At 70.9% G+C, this 17,753-nt stretch carries 14 protein-coding genes; 6 read left to right on the forward strand and 8 right to left on the reverse strand.

The features are described from left to right. Positions 1–39: 39 nt before the first annotated feature. Positions 40–801 (reverse strand): alpha/beta hydrolase, encoded by a 762-nt coding sequence (locus AB0H88_RS18495; RefSeq protein ID WP_357645860.1) that lies wholly within the window; start codon positions 799–801, stop codon positions 40–42. A gap of 282 nt (positions 802–1,083) precedes the next feature. Between AB0H88_RS18495 and AB0H88_RS18500 the strand changes: the two genes are divergently transcribed. Together AB0H88_RS18500 and AB0H88_RS18505 are read left to right on the forward strand one after the other, a co-directional pair. Continuing rightward, complete coding sequence (locus AB0H88_RS18500) at positions 1,084–1,701, forward strand: AAA family ATPase (RefSeq protein ID WP_357645862.1); 618 nt, start codon at positions 1,084–1,086, stop codon at positions 1,699–1,701. Positions 1,702–2,122: 421 nt separating this feature from the next. Beyond that, on the forward strand, positions 2,123–3,313 hold the full coding sequence (locus tag AB0H88_RS18505) for a PHB depolymerase family esterase (protein ID WP_357645864.1): 1,191 nt from the start codon (positions 2,123–2,125) through the stop codon (positions 3,311–3,313). Between the two features lie 57 nt (positions 3,314–3,370). Here AB0H88_RS18505 and AB0H88_RS18510 read toward each other — a convergent pair whose 3' ends face one another. After that, positions 3,371–4,471 (reverse strand): winged helix DNA-binding domain-containing protein, encoded by a 1,101-nt coding sequence (locus AB0H88_RS18510; protein ID WP_357645866.1) that lies wholly within the window; start codon positions 4,469–4,471, stop codon positions 3,371–3,373. Then, complete coding sequence (locus AB0H88_RS18515; protein ID WP_357645868.1) at positions 4,468–5,451, reverse strand: NADP-dependent oxidoreductase; 984 nt, start codon at positions 5,449–5,451, stop codon at positions 4,468–4,470. The genes AB0H88_RS18510 and AB0H88_RS18515 overlap by 4 nt, the downstream gene beginning before the upstream one ends. A 92-nt stretch (positions 5,452–5,543) precedes the next feature. Between AB0H88_RS18515 and AB0H88_RS18520 the strand changes: the two genes are divergently transcribed. Further along, positions 5,544–6,515 (forward strand): YafY family protein, encoded by a 972-nt coding sequence (locus tag AB0H88_RS18520; RefSeq protein WP_357645870.1) that lies wholly within the window; start codon positions 5,544–5,546, stop codon positions 6,513–6,515. A 25-nt stretch (positions 6,516–6,540) separates the two neighbouring features. On the opposite strand, the gene AB0H88_RS18525 is transcribed toward AB0H88_RS18520, so the two are convergent. From AB0H88_RS18525 to AB0H88_RS18535, 3 genes are read right to left on the reverse strand one after another with little or no spacing between them, the layout of a single operon-like run. Continuing rightward, a complete protein-coding gene (locus tag AB0H88_RS18525; RefSeq protein WP_357645872.1) occupies positions 6,541–7,749 on the reverse strand; it encodes a VWA-like domain-containing protein in 1,209 nt (402 codons plus the stop codon). Further along, the gene (locus tag AB0H88_RS18530) at positions 7,749–8,957 is read right to left on the reverse strand and encodes a MoxR family ATPase (protein ID WP_357645874.1); all 1,209 of its coding nucleotides are present in this window, start codon (positions 8,955–8,957) and stop codon (positions 7,749–7,751) included. Before AB0H88_RS18530 ends, AB0H88_RS18525 begins: the two co-directional genes overlap by 1 nt. Before the next feature lie 30 nt (positions 8,958–8,987). Then, positions 8,988–10,283 carry a hypothetical protein gene (locus AB0H88_RS18535; RefSeq protein WP_357645876.1) on the reverse strand — a complete coding sequence of 432 codons (1,296 nt, stop codon included), beginning with the start codon at positions 10,281–10,283 and terminating at the stop codon, positions 8,988–8,990. A 1,158-nt stretch (positions 10,284–11,441) separates the two neighbouring features. Between AB0H88_RS18535 and AB0H88_RS18540 the strand changes: the two genes are divergently transcribed. Beyond that, positions 11,442–11,645, forward strand: coding sequence for a DUF397 domain-containing protein (locus AB0H88_RS18540; protein ID WP_357645878.1), 204 nt, complete (start codon positions 11,442–11,444; stop codon positions 11,643–11,645). A gap of 376 nt (positions 11,646–12,021) precedes the next feature. Here the strand turns inward: AB0H88_RS18540 and AB0H88_RS18545 are convergent, their stop codons facing one another. Beyond that, a complete protein-coding gene (locus AB0H88_RS18545) occupies positions 12,022–13,161 on the reverse strand; it encodes an acyl-CoA dehydrogenase family protein (RefSeq protein ID WP_357645880.1) in 1,140 nt (379 codons plus the stop codon). Then, complete coding sequence (locus AB0H88_RS18550; RefSeq protein ID WP_357645882.1) at positions 13,158–16,727, reverse strand: indolepyruvate ferredoxin oxidoreductase family protein; 3,570 nt, start codon at positions 16,725–16,727, stop codon at positions 13,158–13,160. The genes AB0H88_RS18545 and AB0H88_RS18550 overlap by 4 nt, the downstream gene beginning before the upstream one ends. Positions 16,728–16,798: 71 nt before the next feature. On the opposite strand from AB0H88_RS18550, the gene AB0H88_RS18555 reads away from it, so the two are divergent. Together AB0H88_RS18555 and AB0H88_RS18560 are read left to right on the forward strand one after the other, a co-directional pair. Continuing rightward, complete coding sequence (locus AB0H88_RS18555) at positions 16,799–17,275, forward strand: Lrp/AsnC family transcriptional regulator (protein WP_357645884.1); 477 nt, start codon at positions 16,799–16,801, stop codon at positions 17,273–17,275. Between the two features lie 124 nt (positions 17,276–17,399). After that, positions 17,400–17,744 (forward strand): Lsr2 family protein, encoded by a 345-nt coding sequence (locus AB0H88_RS18560; protein WP_225294690.1) that lies wholly within the window; start codon positions 17,400–17,402, stop codon positions 17,742–17,744. Positions 17,745–17,753 lie beyond the last annotated feature (9 nt).

Consider the following 17,753-nt stretch of genomic DNA (forward strand, 5'->3'; position numbering starts at 1 on the left):
CTACGCCGACGCGAGGTCGCGGGCGCGTAAGACTTGGCGCTACGCGCCGGCGTGCGGGCGGAGGGTGGCGAGCCAGCGGCGAAGGAGGCCGGCGAAGGCATGGGGGCGTTCCAGATGCAGGAAATGTCCGGTGCCGTCCCACGTGACCATCTGTGACCCGGAAGGTGCGGGGATCGAGGACTCCCACGCGGCCGGCTCGCTCAGCGAGCGGACGCAGAGGACCGGGCGGGTGCGTCTGGCCAGGTAGCGGCGCGTCGCGGGCCGGGCGCCGAACGCGTCCGGGCCCAGGTACATGCCCTCATAGCACGCGGCCAGCACGTGTCCGGGGGTGGCGAGCAGCTGGGCGCGTACCTCGGCGGGCAGCGCGCCGAGCTGGCGGACGGCGGCCGCCGCGCCCTTGGCGCGCAGGGCGGCCAGCCGTTTGGCGAACAGCCGCTCCTCGGCGGCGTCCGCACCATAGGCGGGATCGACGGCCACCAGCGCGGAGACGTGTTCGGGGTGCTCCACGGCCAGGGCGGTGACGACCTGGGCGCCCATCGAGTGCCCCACGGCGACGACCGGGCCTGCGTCGAGGCGGTCGAGCAGGGCCACGAGGTCCTCTGCCAGGTCGATGGGCCGGTAGCCGGCCGCGGGCACCGGCGACCCGCCGTGCCCGCGCAGGTCGGCGGCGATCACCCGGTGATGCGGCTGGAGCGCGTCGGCGATGGGCGCCCACGTACGGGCGTGCCCGCCCCAGCCGTGCACGAGCAGCAGAGTCTCGCCCTCGCCACGATCGGTGTGGCACAGCGCGATGGGGGCCATCAGCGTGAGCCCTGGCAGATCATGGGACGCCCTCCTTGAAAGCGCTTTCCCGCCATCCTAGGCGCTACCGCCCCCAACCCGGCACCGCCCCGGCCGATGAGGTCGGCCTCCTGGACGCCGTCGGTGTACGCGTCGCGACCCGCACGCGCCATCCACATTCACCGGCCACGCCATCTCCCTGGATCTGCGGATAAGAGCGCTAATGCGGCACTCTTGTCACCTGTCGTGCAGCAAAATGTGACCAACGCACGTGTCCGTCCTATCGGGGTGAGGGTGAGGGTCTTGACTATCTCGGTGCCGGCGGCTCCGGAGGCCGCTGGGACGCTGCGCTACCCGGCCGGCTCCCTGGTGATCCTGACCGGCCTGCCCGGTGCGGGCAAGACCACGCTGCTGCGCCGCCTGTACGCCCTGGACGGCACGGAGAGCCGCCCGGTCGTGGCGGGCGCGGTGGTGGTGATCGACTCGGCGCAGTCACGCCTGCGGTGGAGCACGAGCCTGGGCTGGGCGCCCAAGCCGGTGCGTACCGCGGTGGTGTTCACGACGCATGTGTGGCGCATCGGCCGGGCGTTGCGGGGCGGAACCGCGGTGATCGCGCACAATCGCGGCTGCGGGTCCGCCGTGTTACACGGGTTCGCCTGGCTGGCGCGCCGGTCGGCGGCCCCGTTCCACCTGCTGCTGCTCGACGCCCCGCCCGCGGACGCGCTGGCCGGCCAGCAGGCCAGGGGGCGGGTCGTGGCGACGCGAACGTTCGCGCTGCATCATCGCCGCTGGGAAGCGCTGCTGGGGCGGGTCCGGGCCGGCCGCACCAGCCCGGCGGCCGGCGTGCACGTCCTGGACCGGCCGACCGCCGACCTCCTGGAAGGCATCCACTTCGACGGTCCCGTGAAGGACCTCCCGTGACCAACGTCCCCGGCACCGTGCTGCTGGCCGGTGTGGCAATCCGACCGTGATGGAGCTGGTGTGGCCGTCCGACGACCTGTACGAGACCCGTACCCCGCCACAGTCGAAGCATGGCTGCGCGAGGTCCGCATCACCCGCTGGAACCCACCGGCCGACCGCCCTGCAGCGGACCACGGCTGTCGCTGTCTATCGGGGCAGCTCAGGAGCTGGTTGGATCCTTGCTGAGGTCGCGAACCGGCCGGTGAAGAGGGCCGGCGAGCCAGGCGCCCAGGCCGTTGCCGACGTTGGAGGTCGCGACAGAGGTATGGGCCGGCCGCACATGTGCGCCTCTGGGAATTCTGGTGCGTGCCACATATCAGGCCGTTCGCCCGGAACGTACCGTCACGGGCAATCGCCAGGTGTGTGAACCACGGAGTCGCCGATGTTTCCACTCCCCAGCCGAGCCGTCGTCAGAGCCGTGACGGCACTCGTCCTCATCCTCGCCGTACTCGCCGTCGCGCCCCCGTCCCGGGCGGCCTCCCTGACGAAGGTCACGGGGTTCGGCTCGAACCCGGGCGCCCTGAACATGTGGGTCTACCGCCCCGACGGCCTGCCCGCGGGGTCCCCCGCCGTCGTCGCCCTGCATGGCTGTACGCAGAGCGCCAACGCCTACTACACCAACTCCGGCTGGCGGAAGTTCGCCGACCTGTACGGGTTCGCGTTGATCTTCCCCGAGGCCACCACCCCGCCGTCGAACTGTTTCCAGTGGTTCCAGGAAGGCGACATCGGGCGCGGCCAGGGCGAAGCGCTGTCCATCGCCCAGATGGTGTCGTACGCGACGACCAGCTACCAGCTCGACCCCGGGCGCATCTCGATCACCGGCCTGTCCGCGGGCGGCGCGATGACCGCGGTCATGGTCGCGGCGTACCCGGAGCTGTTCGACGCGGCCTCCATCGTCGCGGGGCTGCCGTACCGCTGCTCCCCACCCGCCTCGACCAGCGCCTGCATGAACGGCCCTGTCACCAAGACCCCCAAGGACTGGGGAGCCTTGGTACGTGGCGCGTACCCCGGCTACACCGGGTCACGGCCGAGGGTCTCGATCTGGCACGGCCAGGCCGACTACGTGGTCAACAAGGCCAACGGCGTCGAGCTCAGGGACCAGTTCACCGACGTTCTCGGCCTGTCACCTACTCCCGCCTCGACGACGAACCTGCCGGGTGGCACCACGATGGAGACGTACGGCGGCGGCGAGGTCCGCTTCTACCGCGTCGCCGGGATGGGGCACGGCACGCCGGTCGACCCGGGCGGCGCCGCGGAGCAGTGCGGTACGGCGGGCGCCTATTTCCTCGACACCATCTGCTCGGCCTACTACGACACCCGCTTCTTCGGCCTCGACACGGGATCACCGCCGACCCCCACGCCGACGCCCACCCCCACCCCCACCCCGTCGCCGCAACCCTGCTTCACCGCCACCAACTACGCGCACACCCAGGCTGGCCGGGCCCACCAGTCCGGCGGCTACGCCTACGCCAACGGCTCCGACCAGGCGATGGGCTTGTGGAACACGTTCGTGACGACGACCTTGCGTCAGACGGGACCGAACTACTACGAGGTGGCCGGCACCACCTGCTAGTCAGAGGGGGCGGCAGATCGCCAAGGGCTGGGTCTGTTTCGATGCCGGGGTGGATGCTCAGAACGATCGGGTCGCGGTCGGGCTGCTGTAGGACACGTTCTTGCCTCCCACGAATGGCAGCAGGCGCTTCGTCTCCTGTTCCAAGGCCGCCTGATCGGTAGCGGACAGCGGGCGGAACGGCGTGAGGCGCAGGGTGTCGCCTTCGAGGGACCAGCTTCCGTGCACGTGACCGTCCACCAGGAAGGTGGGCCGTACTCGTGCCTGGCCCGGCATCACGCGCTTTCGGTCCTCGTGGCTGATGATGCGCGACCGGTCGGCGTGGCCGAGCAGGGCGTTGTCGAAGGCGGGCAGCAGTCGCACGGGGGCGGGCGTGTCGGGGTCGGGCAGTTCCGCGTCGGCCACGTCTATCAGTTCCCTGCCGTCGGGGTCGCGGTAGTGGCGCAGTTCGGCGCGCATGTCGGAGATGATCTCGCCGAGGCGGGTCAGCCCGGACCAGGCCTGTACGTCCATGATCCCGGCTGGGCCGAATGCCGCCAGATAGCGGCGGATGAGGTCCTTGGCGGTCGCCGGGGTCATGGGCCGGCCGAGCCAGGTCTCGGCGGGCGTGACGGAGACGGCCGATCGGGTGCCCCAGGAGCCCCATGTGCCGGTGGCCGGGTTGTGAATGAGGGGAGTTCTGAGCTCGACCTCTCCGGCGAGGATGCGCCCGTCGCGGCCCGGGTGGCGGTCGGCCAGCCGCCGGGCCAGTTCCTTTCGCGGTGTCGTCTCGCCCGCCAGCAGCTCAAGCCCGGTGGCGACCAGCGAAGCGGGGTCCAGGCCCGCGTTGTCGCGGGCGAAGTACGCCGAGCGGGCGGTGCGGTCGAGGACGGGCTGCAGCACCGGCCGCAGCCGGCGGAAGTCGTCGGCCGCGGCGAGGTGCTGGGTGGCGCGCAGCAGGCCGGCGCGGACCACTTTGCGGTCCTGGAGCAGTGTGGTGAGCTGGGCGTGGGTGAAGCCGCAGATCCTGCTCCACAGCCCGACGTAGGGCCAGTTGGGCTCTTGTGCCTGCAGCGCGACCAGGCGTCCGATCACCTCCAGCGGGGTGTGATCGGTGCGGGCCAGCAGGAACTGGCGGCCCAGCAGGGCCCGGTTCAAGGCCCTGCTCGAGAGAGTCGTCATGACAGCCGCACCGAGACATTGCCCCGGTAGGAGCCCTGGAGCAGGGACAAGAACGCCTGCGGCACGTCTTCGACCCCGCCCTTGATGACCGTCTGCGGGTAGACGAAGCGGCCCTCGCCCAGCCAGGTGCTGAAGTGTTCCCGCCAGACGGCGATCTGGTCGGGGGTGTGGTGGCAGGAGAACGGCAGCAGCTGGATGCCGCCGGCCTGGGCCGCGGCAGGGTCGGGTGCGGGGAAGCGTTCGGCCGCGTCGCCGAGTTGGCTGGACAGCGAGCCGCACAGCGCGAAGCGGGCGCCGGGCCTGGCCGCCTGCAGCGCGGCCTGATACTGCTCGCCGCCCACGACGTCGAAGAACACCGAAATGCCCTCAGGCGTGAGCTCCCGTAGCCGATCCACTGGCGAGCCGTCGTGATAGTCGAACGCGGCGTCGTAGCCGAGCTCGTTCACCAGATAGTCGACCTTGGCGGGGCTGCCGGCGCTGCCGATCACCCGCGCCGCGCCGAGGCACTTGGCGATCTGCCCGGCCAGTGAGCCGACCCCGCCCGCCGCGCCGGAGACGAACACCACGTCGCCCTCGTCGACGCCCGCCACGTCGGCCATCCCGTAGTAGGCCGTCGGCCCCTGACCGAGGTAGTAGCCGGGGTCCGCGACGGGATCAAGCTTCATGTACTGGGCGGCCGGGCCCGCCGAGTACTCGCTCCAGCCGGTCATCGACTGGACCAGGTCGCCGACCGCGAGCTCAGAACTGTCGGAGCGGACCACGGTGCCGATGGCGGCCACGCCCACCCGCTGCCCCGGCTGCCAGGCCGGGACCGGGATGGTGCAGTCGGCCCGCATCAGCTCCAGGTAGGTCGCGGCGAGCCCGATCTGGTCGGTGCGTACCAGGACCTCGCCGTCCACCTCCGTCTTGGCGACGGCGAAATGGTCGAGCGTGGGGGCGCCGGTGATCTGGGTGGTCAGCTGGATCTCGCGGGTGATCATTCGTCTGTCCTTACCTCGGGTGTTGCCGTTGAGACCGACTCTAGGAAGACTTCAGGCCACTTTTTGACCGGAAGTCGGGCGAGGATGGGGGTATGGCGAACACCAGCTCACGGACCCTCCGACTGCTCTCGCTGCTGCAGACCCACCGGCATTGGCCCGGTCTGGAACTGGCCGACCGGCTCGGGGTCTCCGAGCGGACCCTGCGCCGCGACGTGGACCGGCTGCGCGAGCTCGGCTACCCGGTCGGTGCGGCCCGGGGCACCGACGGCGGCTACCAGCTCGCGCCCGGCGCCGTGCTGCCGCCGCTGCTGCTCGACGATGAGGAGGCGGTGGCGCTGGCGGTGGGCCTCGGCGACGCCGCGCAGAGCGGAATCGCCGGGATGCAGGAGGCGTCGCTGCGCGCACTCACCAAGGTGGTACGGGTCCTGCCGCCCCGGCTGCGGGCCAGGGTGGACGCCCTGCGGGCGATGACCCTCTCCGTCGCCGCCTCCGGGCCGATCGTCGCGGCGGAGTTGCTCACGGCGGTCGCCCAGGCCTGCCGGGACGAGGAGCGGCTGCGCTTCGGCTACACGGCCAGGGGCTCCGCACCCACGGAGCGCGAGGTCGAGCCGCACCGCGTGGTCGCACTCGGCGGACGCTGGTACCTGGTGGCCTACGACCTGGGCCGACACGACTGGCGCAGTTTCCGCCTCGACCGGCTGACCGAGCCGACCGCGACCGGCACCCGCTTCCGTCCGCGGGCACTCCCGGCCGAGGACGCCGCGGCCTTCGTCCAGGCGGTCAGTGGAGTCCCGGCGCCGTACACGGTCCAGGCGCTCGTCCACGCCCCCGCGGCCCGGGTACGGCAGGCGGTCGGCCAGTGGGGCACCATCGAACCGCTCGATCAGGACCGCTGCCGGATCACCATGACCTCGACCTCCCTCGACTGGCCGACCCAGGCACTGGGCAACGTGGGCGCCGAGTTCGAGGTGCTGGGACCGCCGGAGTTCGCCGCGCACGTCCAGGAATGGGGCGCCCGCTTCATCCGGGCCACCCAAGAGGCCGTTCCCACCGTAGCCATATAGCGACGATGGAAGATGGCCGATCTGCCTAGCCGATGTCGACCACCCGTGCCCATGAGGGCGGCGTGTCCGGCACGTAGTCGGGATCGCTCTCGTACGACCGCTTGGTCCGGGAGAACAGCCCCACCACCATGCGGGACGCCGGCCGTTCCCGCGGCCATGGGGTCTGTCCGTCGGTCAGGACCACGATGACGTCCGGCCGTGGGCTCCCCCGCAGCGCCTTGGCGATGCCCGCCCGCAGGTCCGTGCCGCCACCGCCCACCAGCGTCATCCCCTCGGCCCGGCACAGAGGTTGCGCGAGCCGGGCCGCCGCGTCGCAGGACAGCACGCTGACCAGGTCGCGCCGGCCGCCCACGGCGCGGACGATCGCGGCGACCTCCAGCAACGCGCTGCCCAGTTCGGCGTCGCTGACCGACGCGGAGGTGTCGATGACCACGCTGATCCGCGGCGGCCTGCGCCGCAGGCTCGGCAGGATGACGCCGGGCAGGCCGGCCGAGCGCCGCGGCGGCCTGCCGTAGGTGTAGTCCTCGCCCACGCCGGGTCCTGACACCGCCGAGCGGATGGCCGTGCCGAGCAGGTCCCGCCACGGCTGCGGCGGGTGGAAGACGTCCTCGGCCCACCGCCGCCATCCCTTCGGCGCGTTCCCCGGATGGGCGTTGATGCCCTGCGCCACCCGGAACCGGACCGCCTCCCGCTCGTGGTCGCTGAGCCCGTTCGCGCCCTCCGGCCCGAGATCCCACTCCCGCTCGAGTCCGTCGGCGCCGCTGCCGCAGTCCAGCCAGACCAGACCCTGCGTGTACGGCCCAAGTCGGAACTGGCGCAGATAGTCCTCCATGAGCTCGCCTTCGTGCAGCCCCAGCGTCTTCGGTTGGACGGCGCCTTCAGGCCGGACCAGCCCGTCACCGTACACGTCGTCGTTGATCTCGAGGTCGGCGGCGATGTTCATGCGCAGCCGCTCTCCCCGTCCCGTCAACTCCCGCTGCCGGGCGACCCGATCGCTGCGGCCGTGATGGTCGCGCAGCAGATGGGAGACCTCGTGCACCCACACGCCCGCCAACTCCTCCACGGGGGTCCGCGCGACGAACGCCGGTGAGACGTAACACCGCCAGTGCCGATCCACGGCCATCGTGGGCACGAACCGCGACTCCACCGGGTGCAGCGCGAACAGCGCCGTCGCCAGATAGGGCCGGGCGCGCGCGGCGTACAACCGGGCGGTGAAGAGCTTCTCCAGGTCCATCAGCCCGTCCCCCGCGCCGCGAGCTCATCCGCCTTCCTGCTCAAGGAGATCACCCCGGCGAGCCGCTCGATCGAGGACGGGACCTTCCAGTCCGGGCGGCGCAGCGCGGCGAGCGTGGAGGCGGGCACGACCACCAGGTCCGGGGCGCCCGTCTCCAGCGCTCGCACCAGCAGCTCCCATGCCGCGTCCCACCGGCCCTTTTCCGGCCGCTTCCGCACCGCCGCGACCACACCGTCAAGTACGGCCTGGCGCAGGTCACCCCGCTGGGGCAGCTCGGCCGTCGCCGGGTCGGCCAGCAACGCCTCGGGGTCGGGGAGGTCCATCCGATCCATGGCGGCAAGCAGCTCCAGCCCGGGCCCGTCTCCCACTGTGCCTCTGACCAGCATGGACAGCACGTCCTTGGACGCGTCGGCCGCGGTGGCGAAGGCGGTCAGGCACAACGCCATCTCCCAGCTGCGAGGTGAGGGCCACGGGCCGCCCCGGTGCGCCTCGTTGTTCGGCAGCCGGTGTACGAGATCGGGGCGGGCGGTGAGGAGCCCGCACACCGCACGCCGGGCGAACCTCACCGCCTCGGACAGCCGCTCCGGGTCGAGCCATGGCAGGCTCGCGCGCGGCCAGGTCCCGCCGAGGCCGCGTAGGACGACATCGTGATCGTGACGCCACTGCAGGTGGACGAACCGGTTGGCGAGCGGCGGGCTCAGCTCCCAACCGTCGGCGGCAGAGGAACGCGGGTTGGCGGCCGCCACGATCCGGACACCTGCCGGGAGCCGCAGGGCCCCGACCCGTCGTTCCAGAACCAGGCGGAGCAGGGCGGCCTGTACGGCGGGCGGTGCCGTGGACAGTTCGTCCAGGAAGAGCAGCCCCCGGCCCGCGTGAGCCAGACGTACGGCCCAATCCGGCGGCGCCATCGGGACGCCCTGCACGGCGGGGTCGTCACCGACCACCGGCAGGCCGGAGAAGTCGGACGGCTCGTGCACACTCGCGATCACCGTCGTGAGCGGCAGGTCGAGCGCCTCGGCGAGTTGCCGCAGCGCCGCGGTCTTGCCGATCCCCGGCTCCCCCCACAGCAGGACGGGCAGGTCGGCCGCCACGGCCAGGGTCAGAGCCTCCAACTGCGTGTCGGTACGTGGCTCCGTGGTGGTGTCGCGGAGCAGGGACAGCAGATCGCCGGCGACTTCAAGACGCGAGGCGTGAACAGACGAAAGCATGATGTATCACCTTGGAGGTCTAGGAAAGCGTCAGCGGAATGTGGCGTGGCGCGGGCGTGCCCGGCCCTTACGGGAGCGACGGTCCGGTCGCTCGGCCGGTCCCGGCCCCGACCCGAGCCCGGCACGGAACAGTCCGTGGTCGATCCGCCGCCGCGCCGCCTCTTCCAGTACGTCGCGCAGCGCGCCCTCGGGCAGCCGCGTACCAGGTCCGAGGAGCCCGTCGACGGTGGCCTGAGCACCGGCGGCGTCGCCGTGCTCCAGTCGCGCGCCGACGTCGAGGAGGCACTCCGGAGAGCGGTGGGCCTCCTCGATCAGCCGCAGACAGGGCAACGGGGTACCGGTCAACTCGGCCAGCAGGCTCTCGCGCCGGATCTCGGTCGCGTCGTGATCCAGGGCGACCAGCACGCCGTTCACGAGCGCGATCCGGTGCTGGGCGCCGCGGCACTCGACCATTCGCGGCCCGTTCTCGCTCTGGTGGCCGTGTGGTTTGGTGTCCGGCGAATGGCCGGCTACAAGCGCCGCCGCGACGAGCGGGTGCAGCCTGTCGGCCTCGATCAGACCGGTACGCAGCAACGCCAGGTCGGGCAGCACCCAGGTCGCCGCGTCAGGCAAGATCGGCGGCGGCGCGGGTCCTCCGCTACCGGCTCTGGACGCGTCCACATCGAGGATCACCTGACGTCGCCCGCCGACCCGGACGGCGACCGTACCCCCCTCCTGCCCCTCGGCACGGAGCAACAACCGGGCCTCGGCCGGCCACCGATCGACGGCCCAGCCTTGTGCGTGCGGCGCTGTTTCGGACCGTGCACGCAGCTCACCGGCCCTGCGCGCATCCCACAGGTGGCGATGCAGGTCGAGACGGAAGCGTCGATTCGGATGAGGGTGCGGATGCGGACACGGACGCGGTCCGGACCGGGAACCGTCCCAGAGCGCCAGGCTGATCCGCTGATCGGCATCCGCCCAGGCCGGCGGGGTCCTGGCCACGAGGTGAACCGTGTTGTCCCTCTCCTGGTACTGGGCCAGCGAGAGGGTCAGGCCCGGACGTATCAGGCCGTTGGGGGCGATCCTTGGCATGTGCCAGCGCAGCAGGTCAGGTGCCAGGTGGCGGAGGTCGCTCCGGAGGTGAGTGGCCAGTTCCTGGCCGTGGAGACGCGCTATGTGGCGAAGGTTGAGATCGACGTCCACGTGTGCTGCCGCGCACGCCGCTGCCCAGTCTCCGGTGGTACGGCGGGCGGTCGCTGACTCGATCATGCGGGGCGGCACGGCGAACTCGCGCACGCGCAGCCAGAGAGTTAGGCGGGGATCCTCGTTCGAGATCGAGTGCGACATCAGCACTCACCTTGCGCGAACGGGGCCCCCAATCTGAAGCAGGAAGTATTCATCGTGATCAGCGTAGCGTCTTCCGGTCCGCGCGAGAAGAGCGGCTCTGGTGACGCCGCACCGCTTCAATAAGGGCCGCACGGCTGCGCTGGACGTCCACGCGGGGCCTGCGCCCCTGCTGCCCACCGGCGTTCATACGATCACCGACCGCGCCGCTCGGCCGCGTCCACCGCGCACCGCTGATTTGCCCAGTGCTCCCAATCCAGCAGCCACAGGCGAGGTCGGGTGAGGTTGGCCCAGTGCAAGTCGGTGTGCTCAGTGCGCAGAATCGGGGTTTCGGGCAAATGGAGCGGTCGGCCGTAGAAGGCTTCAACGCGTCGGGCCAGTGCCCACGGGTCATGATCGCCTCGCGGAGTGGGATGCAGGGCAAGCGCATCGACAGCGGTGCGCAGGTCCGTCCACCATGACGCAGGAAGAACTGGGACACGGCCAGTTCCGGAGAGGGGGAGCAAGGCGTATCAGGTACGTAGGTCATCAATTCCACGTAGATGCACACCGGCCCCTCGTCCCACTCAGTACGGGCAATCAACGTTGGTTTGGGAACATCACTGATTGATGCAGCGTCTCGATTGCCTGTCCATGCTGGGCCGTGCGCCCAATCCTGGTGTTCGGCGGTCGCACGAAGCCAACACCGATCGTCCTCCGACCGCGAAGCCGATCCGATCGTTCGATCATGCCAGCCGAACACCGGATCCCCGGCCAGGGTCACACCGAGGCGGTTCGAGCCCTCGGTGAGAATACGGCGCAGAAAGGCGCGCTGCCCGGACTCAGGATCGCGGTGTCGGCTGGCCATGTCGGTCCCTACCTATTTTTGTCGGGGCGGCACTTGTTGGGGTCGCAGTTCATTACCGGTTTGCAGTTCTTATCCTTTGGCGGGCATGGCCCGCAGTGGTAGTTCGGCAAGCAGTTGTCCGCTGGGCGGCAGTTATTCTGCGGCTGGCACGATGGGCTACAGTCTGGGCTGCACGGGTCTGGTCGGCATGGCCGGGCACGCGCCCCGAACTCCTCTCGCAGTTCGCTCGCTGGTTTTTGACCGTATTTGCAAGGCGGCGCTGGCCCCGGATGACTCCCTGGGGCTGATCTCTGAAATCAAGGATGATCTATCCCATGATTGATCTCTCACAGGCCGATTGGCGCAAGAGCAGCCGCAGCGGCGGCGGTAACAACTGTGTGGAAGTAGCACGGAACCTTCCCGGTGTTGTCGCCGTCCGGCACAGCAAGGATCCAGATGGAGCGGCCCTGGTGTTCACTCCTGGTGAGTGGCGCGCCTTCATCGAAGGCAGCAAAGACGGTGAGTTCGACCTCCCCTAGCTCGGCATAAGCCCCCAACATCCAACGCAGAGAGCCCGGCCTCCCATGGTGGCCGGGCTTTTCTCGTTCTCCGAGCGCTTAGAGCCGTATTTGATCAAGCTCCGAGCCGGCCAAGGTCAACGAAGTCTGTGCAGGCGAAGCCTGCCTGGGTAGGGCGTCCGAGCGCAGCGAGGCCCTTCAGGGGTCGGGGCTTTGGCCCGACTGGAAGCAACGCCTGAGCCCTGAAAGCGCGAAGCGCCCACCAGCGAAGCCCGTTGTGCGCCGGAGGCGCCCCCAGAAGAGCGCCCGGAGCGAAGCGGAGGCCCTTCTTGGCGGGGCGGGCATCAGACGGGCAACCACCGAATCGGGTAACGGGTGGGCGCAAGACAGGTCAGGGTCAGCGGGCCAGGTCGCGGCTGATCACCAGGCGTTGGATCTGGTTCGTGCCTTCAAAAATCTGCATGATCTTCGCCTCGCGCATGTACCGCTCCACCCTGAACTCACGCGTGTACCCGTACCCCCCGAACACCTGTACCGCGTCCGTGGTGACCTTCATCGCGGCGTCCGTGGCCACCAGCTTGGCGACGCTGGCCTGTCGCCCGTACGGACGGCCGGCGTCGCGGCGGCGGGCGGCGTCCAGGTAGGTGGCGCGGGCGCTGTCCACGGCGGCGGCCATGTCCGCGAGCAGGAAGCCCAGGCCCTGGTGGTCGATGATTTTGCGGCCGAAGGTCTGGCGTTCCTTGGCGTAGGCGACAGAAGCGTCCAGGGCGGCCTGGGCGAGGCCGGTCGCGCAGGCGGCGATGCCGAGGCGGCCGGAGTCGAGGGCGCTGAAGGCGATGGGCAGGCCCTGGCCTTCCTCACCGAGCAGGCGGTCGGCCTCGATGACGGCGCCGTCCCAGTGCGCGCTGGTGGTGGGGATGGCGTGCAGGCCCATCTTCTCCTCCGGGCGGCCGAAGGTCAGGCCGTCGGCCGCGCCGGGGGCCAGGAAGCAGGAGATGCCCCGGCTGCCCTGCCCGGTGCGGGCGAACAGGGCGTAGAAGTCGGCCTTGCCGCCGTGGGTGATCCACGCCTTGTTGCCGGTGATCCGGTAGCCGTGCTCGACCTTCTCCGCCTTGCAGGTGAGGGCGGCGGCGTCGGACCCGGCCTGGGGTTCGGACAGGCTGTAGCCGCCGACGAGCCGGCCCGCCAGCATGTCGGGCAGCCAGCGTTCGCGCTGCTCGGGCGTGCCGTAGGTGGCCACGGGGAAGCAGGCCAGGGTGTGCACACTGGTGGCCACCGCGACGGCGGCCCAGCGGGCCGCCAGTTCCTCCAGCACCTGAAGGTAGACCTCGTACGGCTGGCCGCCACCGCCGAACTCCTCCGGGTAGGGCAGGCCGAGCAGCCCGGCGGCGCCGAGCGTGGCGAACAGGCCCTCCGGATAGGTCTCGGCGCGCTCGTGCTCATCGACGCGGCTCGCCAGCTCTTTGTCGGCGATGTCCCGGGTGAGGGCGATGAGGTCCTCGGCGTCCTGGGTGGGCAGCAGGCGGTCGACGGTCACGTTCTCTCCAGAGGGCGGGGTCCGGTGGGCTCGCTCAGCTGCGCGAGGGCGGTCCTGGCGCGATCGCGGAACTCCGCGACCCGCGCGAGCTTGATGTCCTCATACCCGCGAACCGCCTCCGGCAGCGCCGCGATCGCGGCCACGGCGTCGGCGGTCGCCGGGCTCAGCCGGGCGAGAGCGTCACGCATCAGGTCACGGTACTCGGTGATGATCGCCCGCTCGACGCGGCGTACTCCGGCGTACCCGAACACGTCGAACGGCGTGCCGCGCAGGAACCTGGCGGCGCGCAGCACGCGGAAGACGACGTTCGCCGAGCGGCGCAGCCTGATCTTGCGCTTCATGCCCAGCGCCCGCAGCAGCGGCGGGTGCAGCAGCACCGACACGCTGGCGTCCGCGCCGAACTCCCGCTCCCGTCTGGCTCGCTCGGCCGGGTCCAGGTGCAGCCGGGCGACCTCGTACTCGTCCTTGTAGGCCATGAGCTTGTGCAGCCCCTTGGCGTAGGCGAGGGCGATCGGCGCGGCGGCCTCCTCCCCCACGCGGTCGGCGGCGAGCGCGGCCACGCGGCGCACGTCCTCGGCGTATCGGGCGGCGTAGGCCGCGTCGCGGTAGCCGGTCAGGTCGGCGATCCGCGTGGCCAGGGCCTGCTCGAAGGTCTCGGCCTGCGGAGCTGGAGTCTCCACGGCCGCCAGCACCGCCTGGCGGTCGATGACGGCGGCCCGGCCCCAGCGGAACGCCGCGAGGTTCTGCTCGGCGGAGGCCCCGTTGAGCCGGATGGCCCGCTCGACGGCCTCGGCGGACACCGGCACGCAGCCGTGCTGGAACGCGGCGCCGACGAGCAGCATGTTGGCGGGCATATGGTCGCCGAACAGCGCCTCGGCGAGCCCGTGGGCGTCGAAATAGAGGTTGTCGGCGCCGCGGGTGGCCGACTCGACGCGGGTGATCGCGTCGGCGGGCGAGTCCGGTACGGTGGCGCGCCCGGTCACCATGGCGGCGGTCGGCACGACGGCGCTGCTGACCACGGCGACGGTACGGTCCGGCGCGGCGACCGCCAGGTTGGCGTCGGCCGCCGCGCCGAGCAGGTCGAAGCCGATCAGTACGTCGGCGGTGCCGCGCGACGCCTTCGGGGAGCCGGCGATCGGGTGCGGGGAGATGCGGACGTCGCTGACGACCGGGCCGCCCTTCTGCGCCAGCCCGGTCTGTTCGAGGCCGGCCGCGTACAGGCCGTCGAGGTGGGCCGCCATCTGCAGGATCTGCGAGACCGTCACGACGCCCGTGCCGCCGATGCCGGGCATCCGCAGCAGCACCTCACGGCCGGGGAAGCGGGCGACCGGCTCGGTGAGCCCTACCGGAAGCTCCGGGATCGGCCGTGGCCCACGATCCACCGCAAGCTCCGGGATCGGCCGTGCCCGCTTGGTGCCCGGCTTGACCAGCAGGAACGATGGGCAGTCGCCCTTGAGGCAGCTCAGGTCGGAGTTGCAGGACGGCTGGTGGATCCGGGTCTTGCGGCCGTACACGGTCTCGACGGGCTGCACGGACAGGCAGGTCGACACCTCGCCGCAGTCACCGCAGCCCTCGCAGACCCGTTCGTTGACCACGACCTTCTCCGCCGGGACGGGCAGTTTGCCGCGCTTGCGCAGGCGGCGTTCGTCGGCCGCGCACCGGTCGTCGTGGATGAGCACGCTCACCCCGTCGAGCTCGGCCAGCTCCTGCTCGGCCGCCGCCAGCCCGTCGCGGTGCCGTACGGTGGCGATCGGCGCGAGCCGGACACCCCGGTAGGTCTCCGGTTCGGGCGTGGTGATCACGATCCGGCGGACCCCCTCGGCGGCCAGCGAGCGCGTCAGCGCGGGCACGTCGAGCCGGCCCTCCGCGCGCTGGCCGCCGGTCATGGCGACGGCGTCGTTGTAGAGCAGCTTGTACGTGATCGGCACCCCGGCCGCGACGGCGGCCCGGACGGCCAGCGAGCCGGAGTGGTGGAAGGTGCCGTCGCCGAGGTTCTGCACGAAGTGCCGGTCATCGGTGAAGGGGGCCAGGCCGATCCACTGGGCGCCCTCGCCGCCCATCTGGGTGAGGCCGACCTGGTTGCCGCGTCCGGCGCCGTCCAGGGCGATCATGGCGTGGCAGCCGATGCCGACGCCGACCAGCGTGCTGTCCGAGGTGCGGGTGGAGGTGTTGTGCGGGCAGCCCGAGCAGAAGTACGGCGTACGCGCGGCGACCACCGGCAGCAGGCGGCGCGGTGCTTTCCGGGCGGGAGCCAGGTGGACGGTGGTGCGCGGGAGCGTGTCGGCGAAGGTGGCCAGCGCCTTGGCCACGTCCTCCGCGCCGAGCGTGCCGCGGGCGGTGAGCAACTCGCGCCCGACGACAGCGGGAGTGCCGGGGGCGGTGAGCAGCTCGCGCTCAGCGATGGCGGAGGAACTGGCGGGCGTGCGGGCGCCCTCGTACAGCGCCTGCTTCAGCTGCCCCTCCAGGAACGGCACCTTGTCCTCCACCACGAGCACCCGGTCCAGGTCCGCGGTCATGGCGGCCAGGTCGGCGGGCGCCAGCGGGTACGGCATGCCGAGCCGGATCAGCCGCAGACCCAGATCCTCGATGGCCGCCTCGTCCAGCCCGAGGTCGGCCAGCGCCCGGCGTACCACCGCGAAGGACGCGCCGGAGGCGACGATGCCCAGGCGGGCGCGCGGCGAGCCGGCCACCACCCGGTTCAGGCCGTGCGCGCGGGCGTAGTCGCGGGCCACGTCGAGCCGCCGGGTCAGCATGTCGTGCTCGGCGTCCAGCGCGGCCGGACCGACCAGGGCGCCCGGGGTGGCCCGGCTCGGGTGGTCGGGGGCCGGGATGCCGTCACGCAGCGAGCCGAGCTCGACGGTGGCCGACGCGTCGGCCAGGTCGGCGACGATCTTCAGGCCGGTCCACAGGCCGCTGGCGCGCGAGAGGGCGACCGCGTGCAGCCCGAACTCGATGATCTCCGCCACCGAGCCCGGCGCGAGCAGCGGCACGCACAGGCTCTGGCACATCGGCTCGCATGTGCTCGGCACGGTCGAGGACTTGCTGCCGGGGTCGTCGCCGATCCAGGCCACCGCGCCGCCGAGCGCGGCGGTGCCGGCCAGGTTGCCGTGCCGGATGGCGTCGGCGGCCCGGTCGAGGCCGGGGCTCTTGCCGTACCAGAAGCCGGTCACGCCGTCGTGCCGCCGGCCCGGCAGGCGCTCCAGGAGCTGGGTCCCCGCCACGGCGGTGGCGGCCAGTTCCTCGTTGAGCGCCGGCCGGACGACCACGCCCGCGGGTTCGAGCAGCCGGGCGGCCCGGCCCATCTCCAGGTCGACGCCGGCCAGCGGCGAGCCCGGGTAGCCGGAGACGAACACGCGCGTGTCCAGCCCGCGTTCCTGGTCCAGGCGGCGCTGTTCGAGCGTCAGCCGGACGAGGGCCTGCAGGCCCGACATGAGCACCCGGCCGTCCTCAGCCGTGTACTTGTCGTCGAGGGTGACGCTCACGCGGGCCTCCCTGGGGTTCGTGGGGACCCCAGCACAGCAACGCGGACGGGCATCGCGCAAGTATCGGCCAAGAAGACACGACAAAGACGCAAAACCTTTGCGGCCTGTGCCTCTTTCGCTAGGGTTCTTTCCACCAAAAGCTGAGGAGTGCCCACATGACAGAAATAGATGATATTGATCATCGGCTGTTGCGTCTGCTGCGCGAGGACGGGCGCCGCACCTTCTCCGACATGGCGGGCACGATCGGCCTTTCGGTGGCCGCGGTCAAGCGCCGGGTGGACCGGCTCAAAGAGCTCGGCGTCATCACCGGTTTCAGCGTGCAGATCGACTACGCGAAGCTCGGATGGGGCATCGAGGCGTTCACCGAGCTGCGTTACGCGGGCACGACACCGGTGAGCGAGATCGTCCGCACGGCGACCGACGTGGCGGAGGTTCAGGCCGTTTTCACCATCGCCGGCGACCCCGACGCGCTGATCCACGTACGGGCCCGCGACCTCGGTCATCTTCAGCAGGTCATCGATCACCTGCGCCGCGCCGGGAACGTCACGGGCACCAAAACGCTGTTGGTGCTGGGCTCGTGGACCCGCGACGCACTGACGCCGCGACCGCCCCGGATAGCGGGAATGAAATAGCTCGCTATGCAATTAGCCGAGCTTTCTTTGTCCTGGCTATCCACCGCCCCAGGGGTGCGCCGGACAACGGCACCATACGCTACAGTACTCATTGTCTTCTCGCCTCTGAATTCGGAGCACCAGCATGGCCAAGCAAATTCAAGAGATCTTCCTTGACGACCTCGACGGATCCGCCTTGTCGTCCGAGAACACAATCAGGTTCGGCCTCGACGGCTTTGCCTACGAGATCGACCTGTCGGATAAGAACGAGGAGAAGTTGCGCAAAGCCCTTGCCCCGTTCCTGGTCAAGGCACGTCAGGTCCGCAAGGAGCGCGGTGGTAAGGTCCGTCGCGGAGTCGGCTCGGCGCGCACGGTCAGCCGCGACAAGTCCACCGAAATTCGCCAGTGGGCGAAGCAGGCGGGACTACCCGTGAGCGAGCGCGGACGTATCGCCGCGACCATCGTGGAGCAGTACGAGGCGGCTCACTGAGATTGCCGC

Source organism: Nonomuraea sp. NPDC050680, assembly GCF_040654555.1.
GTDB lineage: Bacteria > Actinomycetota > Actinomycetes > Streptosporangiales > Streptosporangiaceae > Nonomuraea.

What these genes read in the sequence shown, in the direction of transcription:
- AB0H88_RS18495 (WP_357645860.1), bottom strand. Translation starts at nt 801, where the DNA reads ATGGCCCCCATCGCGCTGTGCCACACCGATCGTGGCGAGGGCGAGACT.
- AB0H88_RS18505 (WP_357645864.1), top strand. Translation starts at nt 2,123, where the DNA reads ATGTTTCCACTCCCCAGCCGAGCCGTCGTCAGAGCCGTGACGGCACTC.
- AB0H88_RS18510 (WP_357645866.1), bottom strand. Translation starts at nt 4,471, where the DNA reads ATGACGACTCTCTCGAGCAGGGCCTTGAACCGGGCCCTGCTGGGCCGC.
- AB0H88_RS18515 (WP_357645868.1), bottom strand. Translation starts at nt 5,451, where the DNA reads ATGATCACCCGCGAGATCCAGCTGACCACCCAGATCACCGGCGCCCCC.
- AB0H88_RS18520 (WP_357645870.1), top strand. Translation starts at nt 5,544, where the DNA reads ATGGCGAACACCAGCTCACGGACCCTCCGACTGCTCTCGCTGCTGCAG.
- AB0H88_RS18525 (WP_357645872.1), bottom strand. Translation starts at nt 7,749, where the DNA reads ATGGACCTGGAGAAGCTCTTCACCGCCCGGTTGTACGCCGCGCGCGCC.
- AB0H88_RS18530 (WP_357645874.1), bottom strand. Translation starts at nt 8,957, where the DNA reads ATGCTTTCGTCTGTTCACGCCTCGCGTCTTGAAGTCGCCGGCGATCTG.
- AB0H88_RS18535 (WP_357645876.1), bottom strand. Translation starts at nt 10,283, where the DNA reads ATGTCGCACTCGATCTCGAACGAGGATCCCCGCCTAACTCTCTGGCTG.
- AB0H88_RS18540 (WP_357645878.1), top strand. Translation starts at nt 11,442, where the DNA reads ATGATTGATCTCTCACAGGCCGATTGGCGCAAGAGCAGCCGCAGCGGC.
- AB0H88_RS18555 (WP_357645884.1), top strand. Translation starts at nt 16,799, where the DNA reads ATGACAGAAATAGATGATATTGATCATCGGCTGTTGCGTCTGCTGCGC.
- AB0H88_RS18560 (WP_225294690.1), top strand. Translation starts at nt 17,400, where the DNA reads ATGGCCAAGCAAATTCAAGAGATCTTCCTTGACGACCTCGACGGATCC.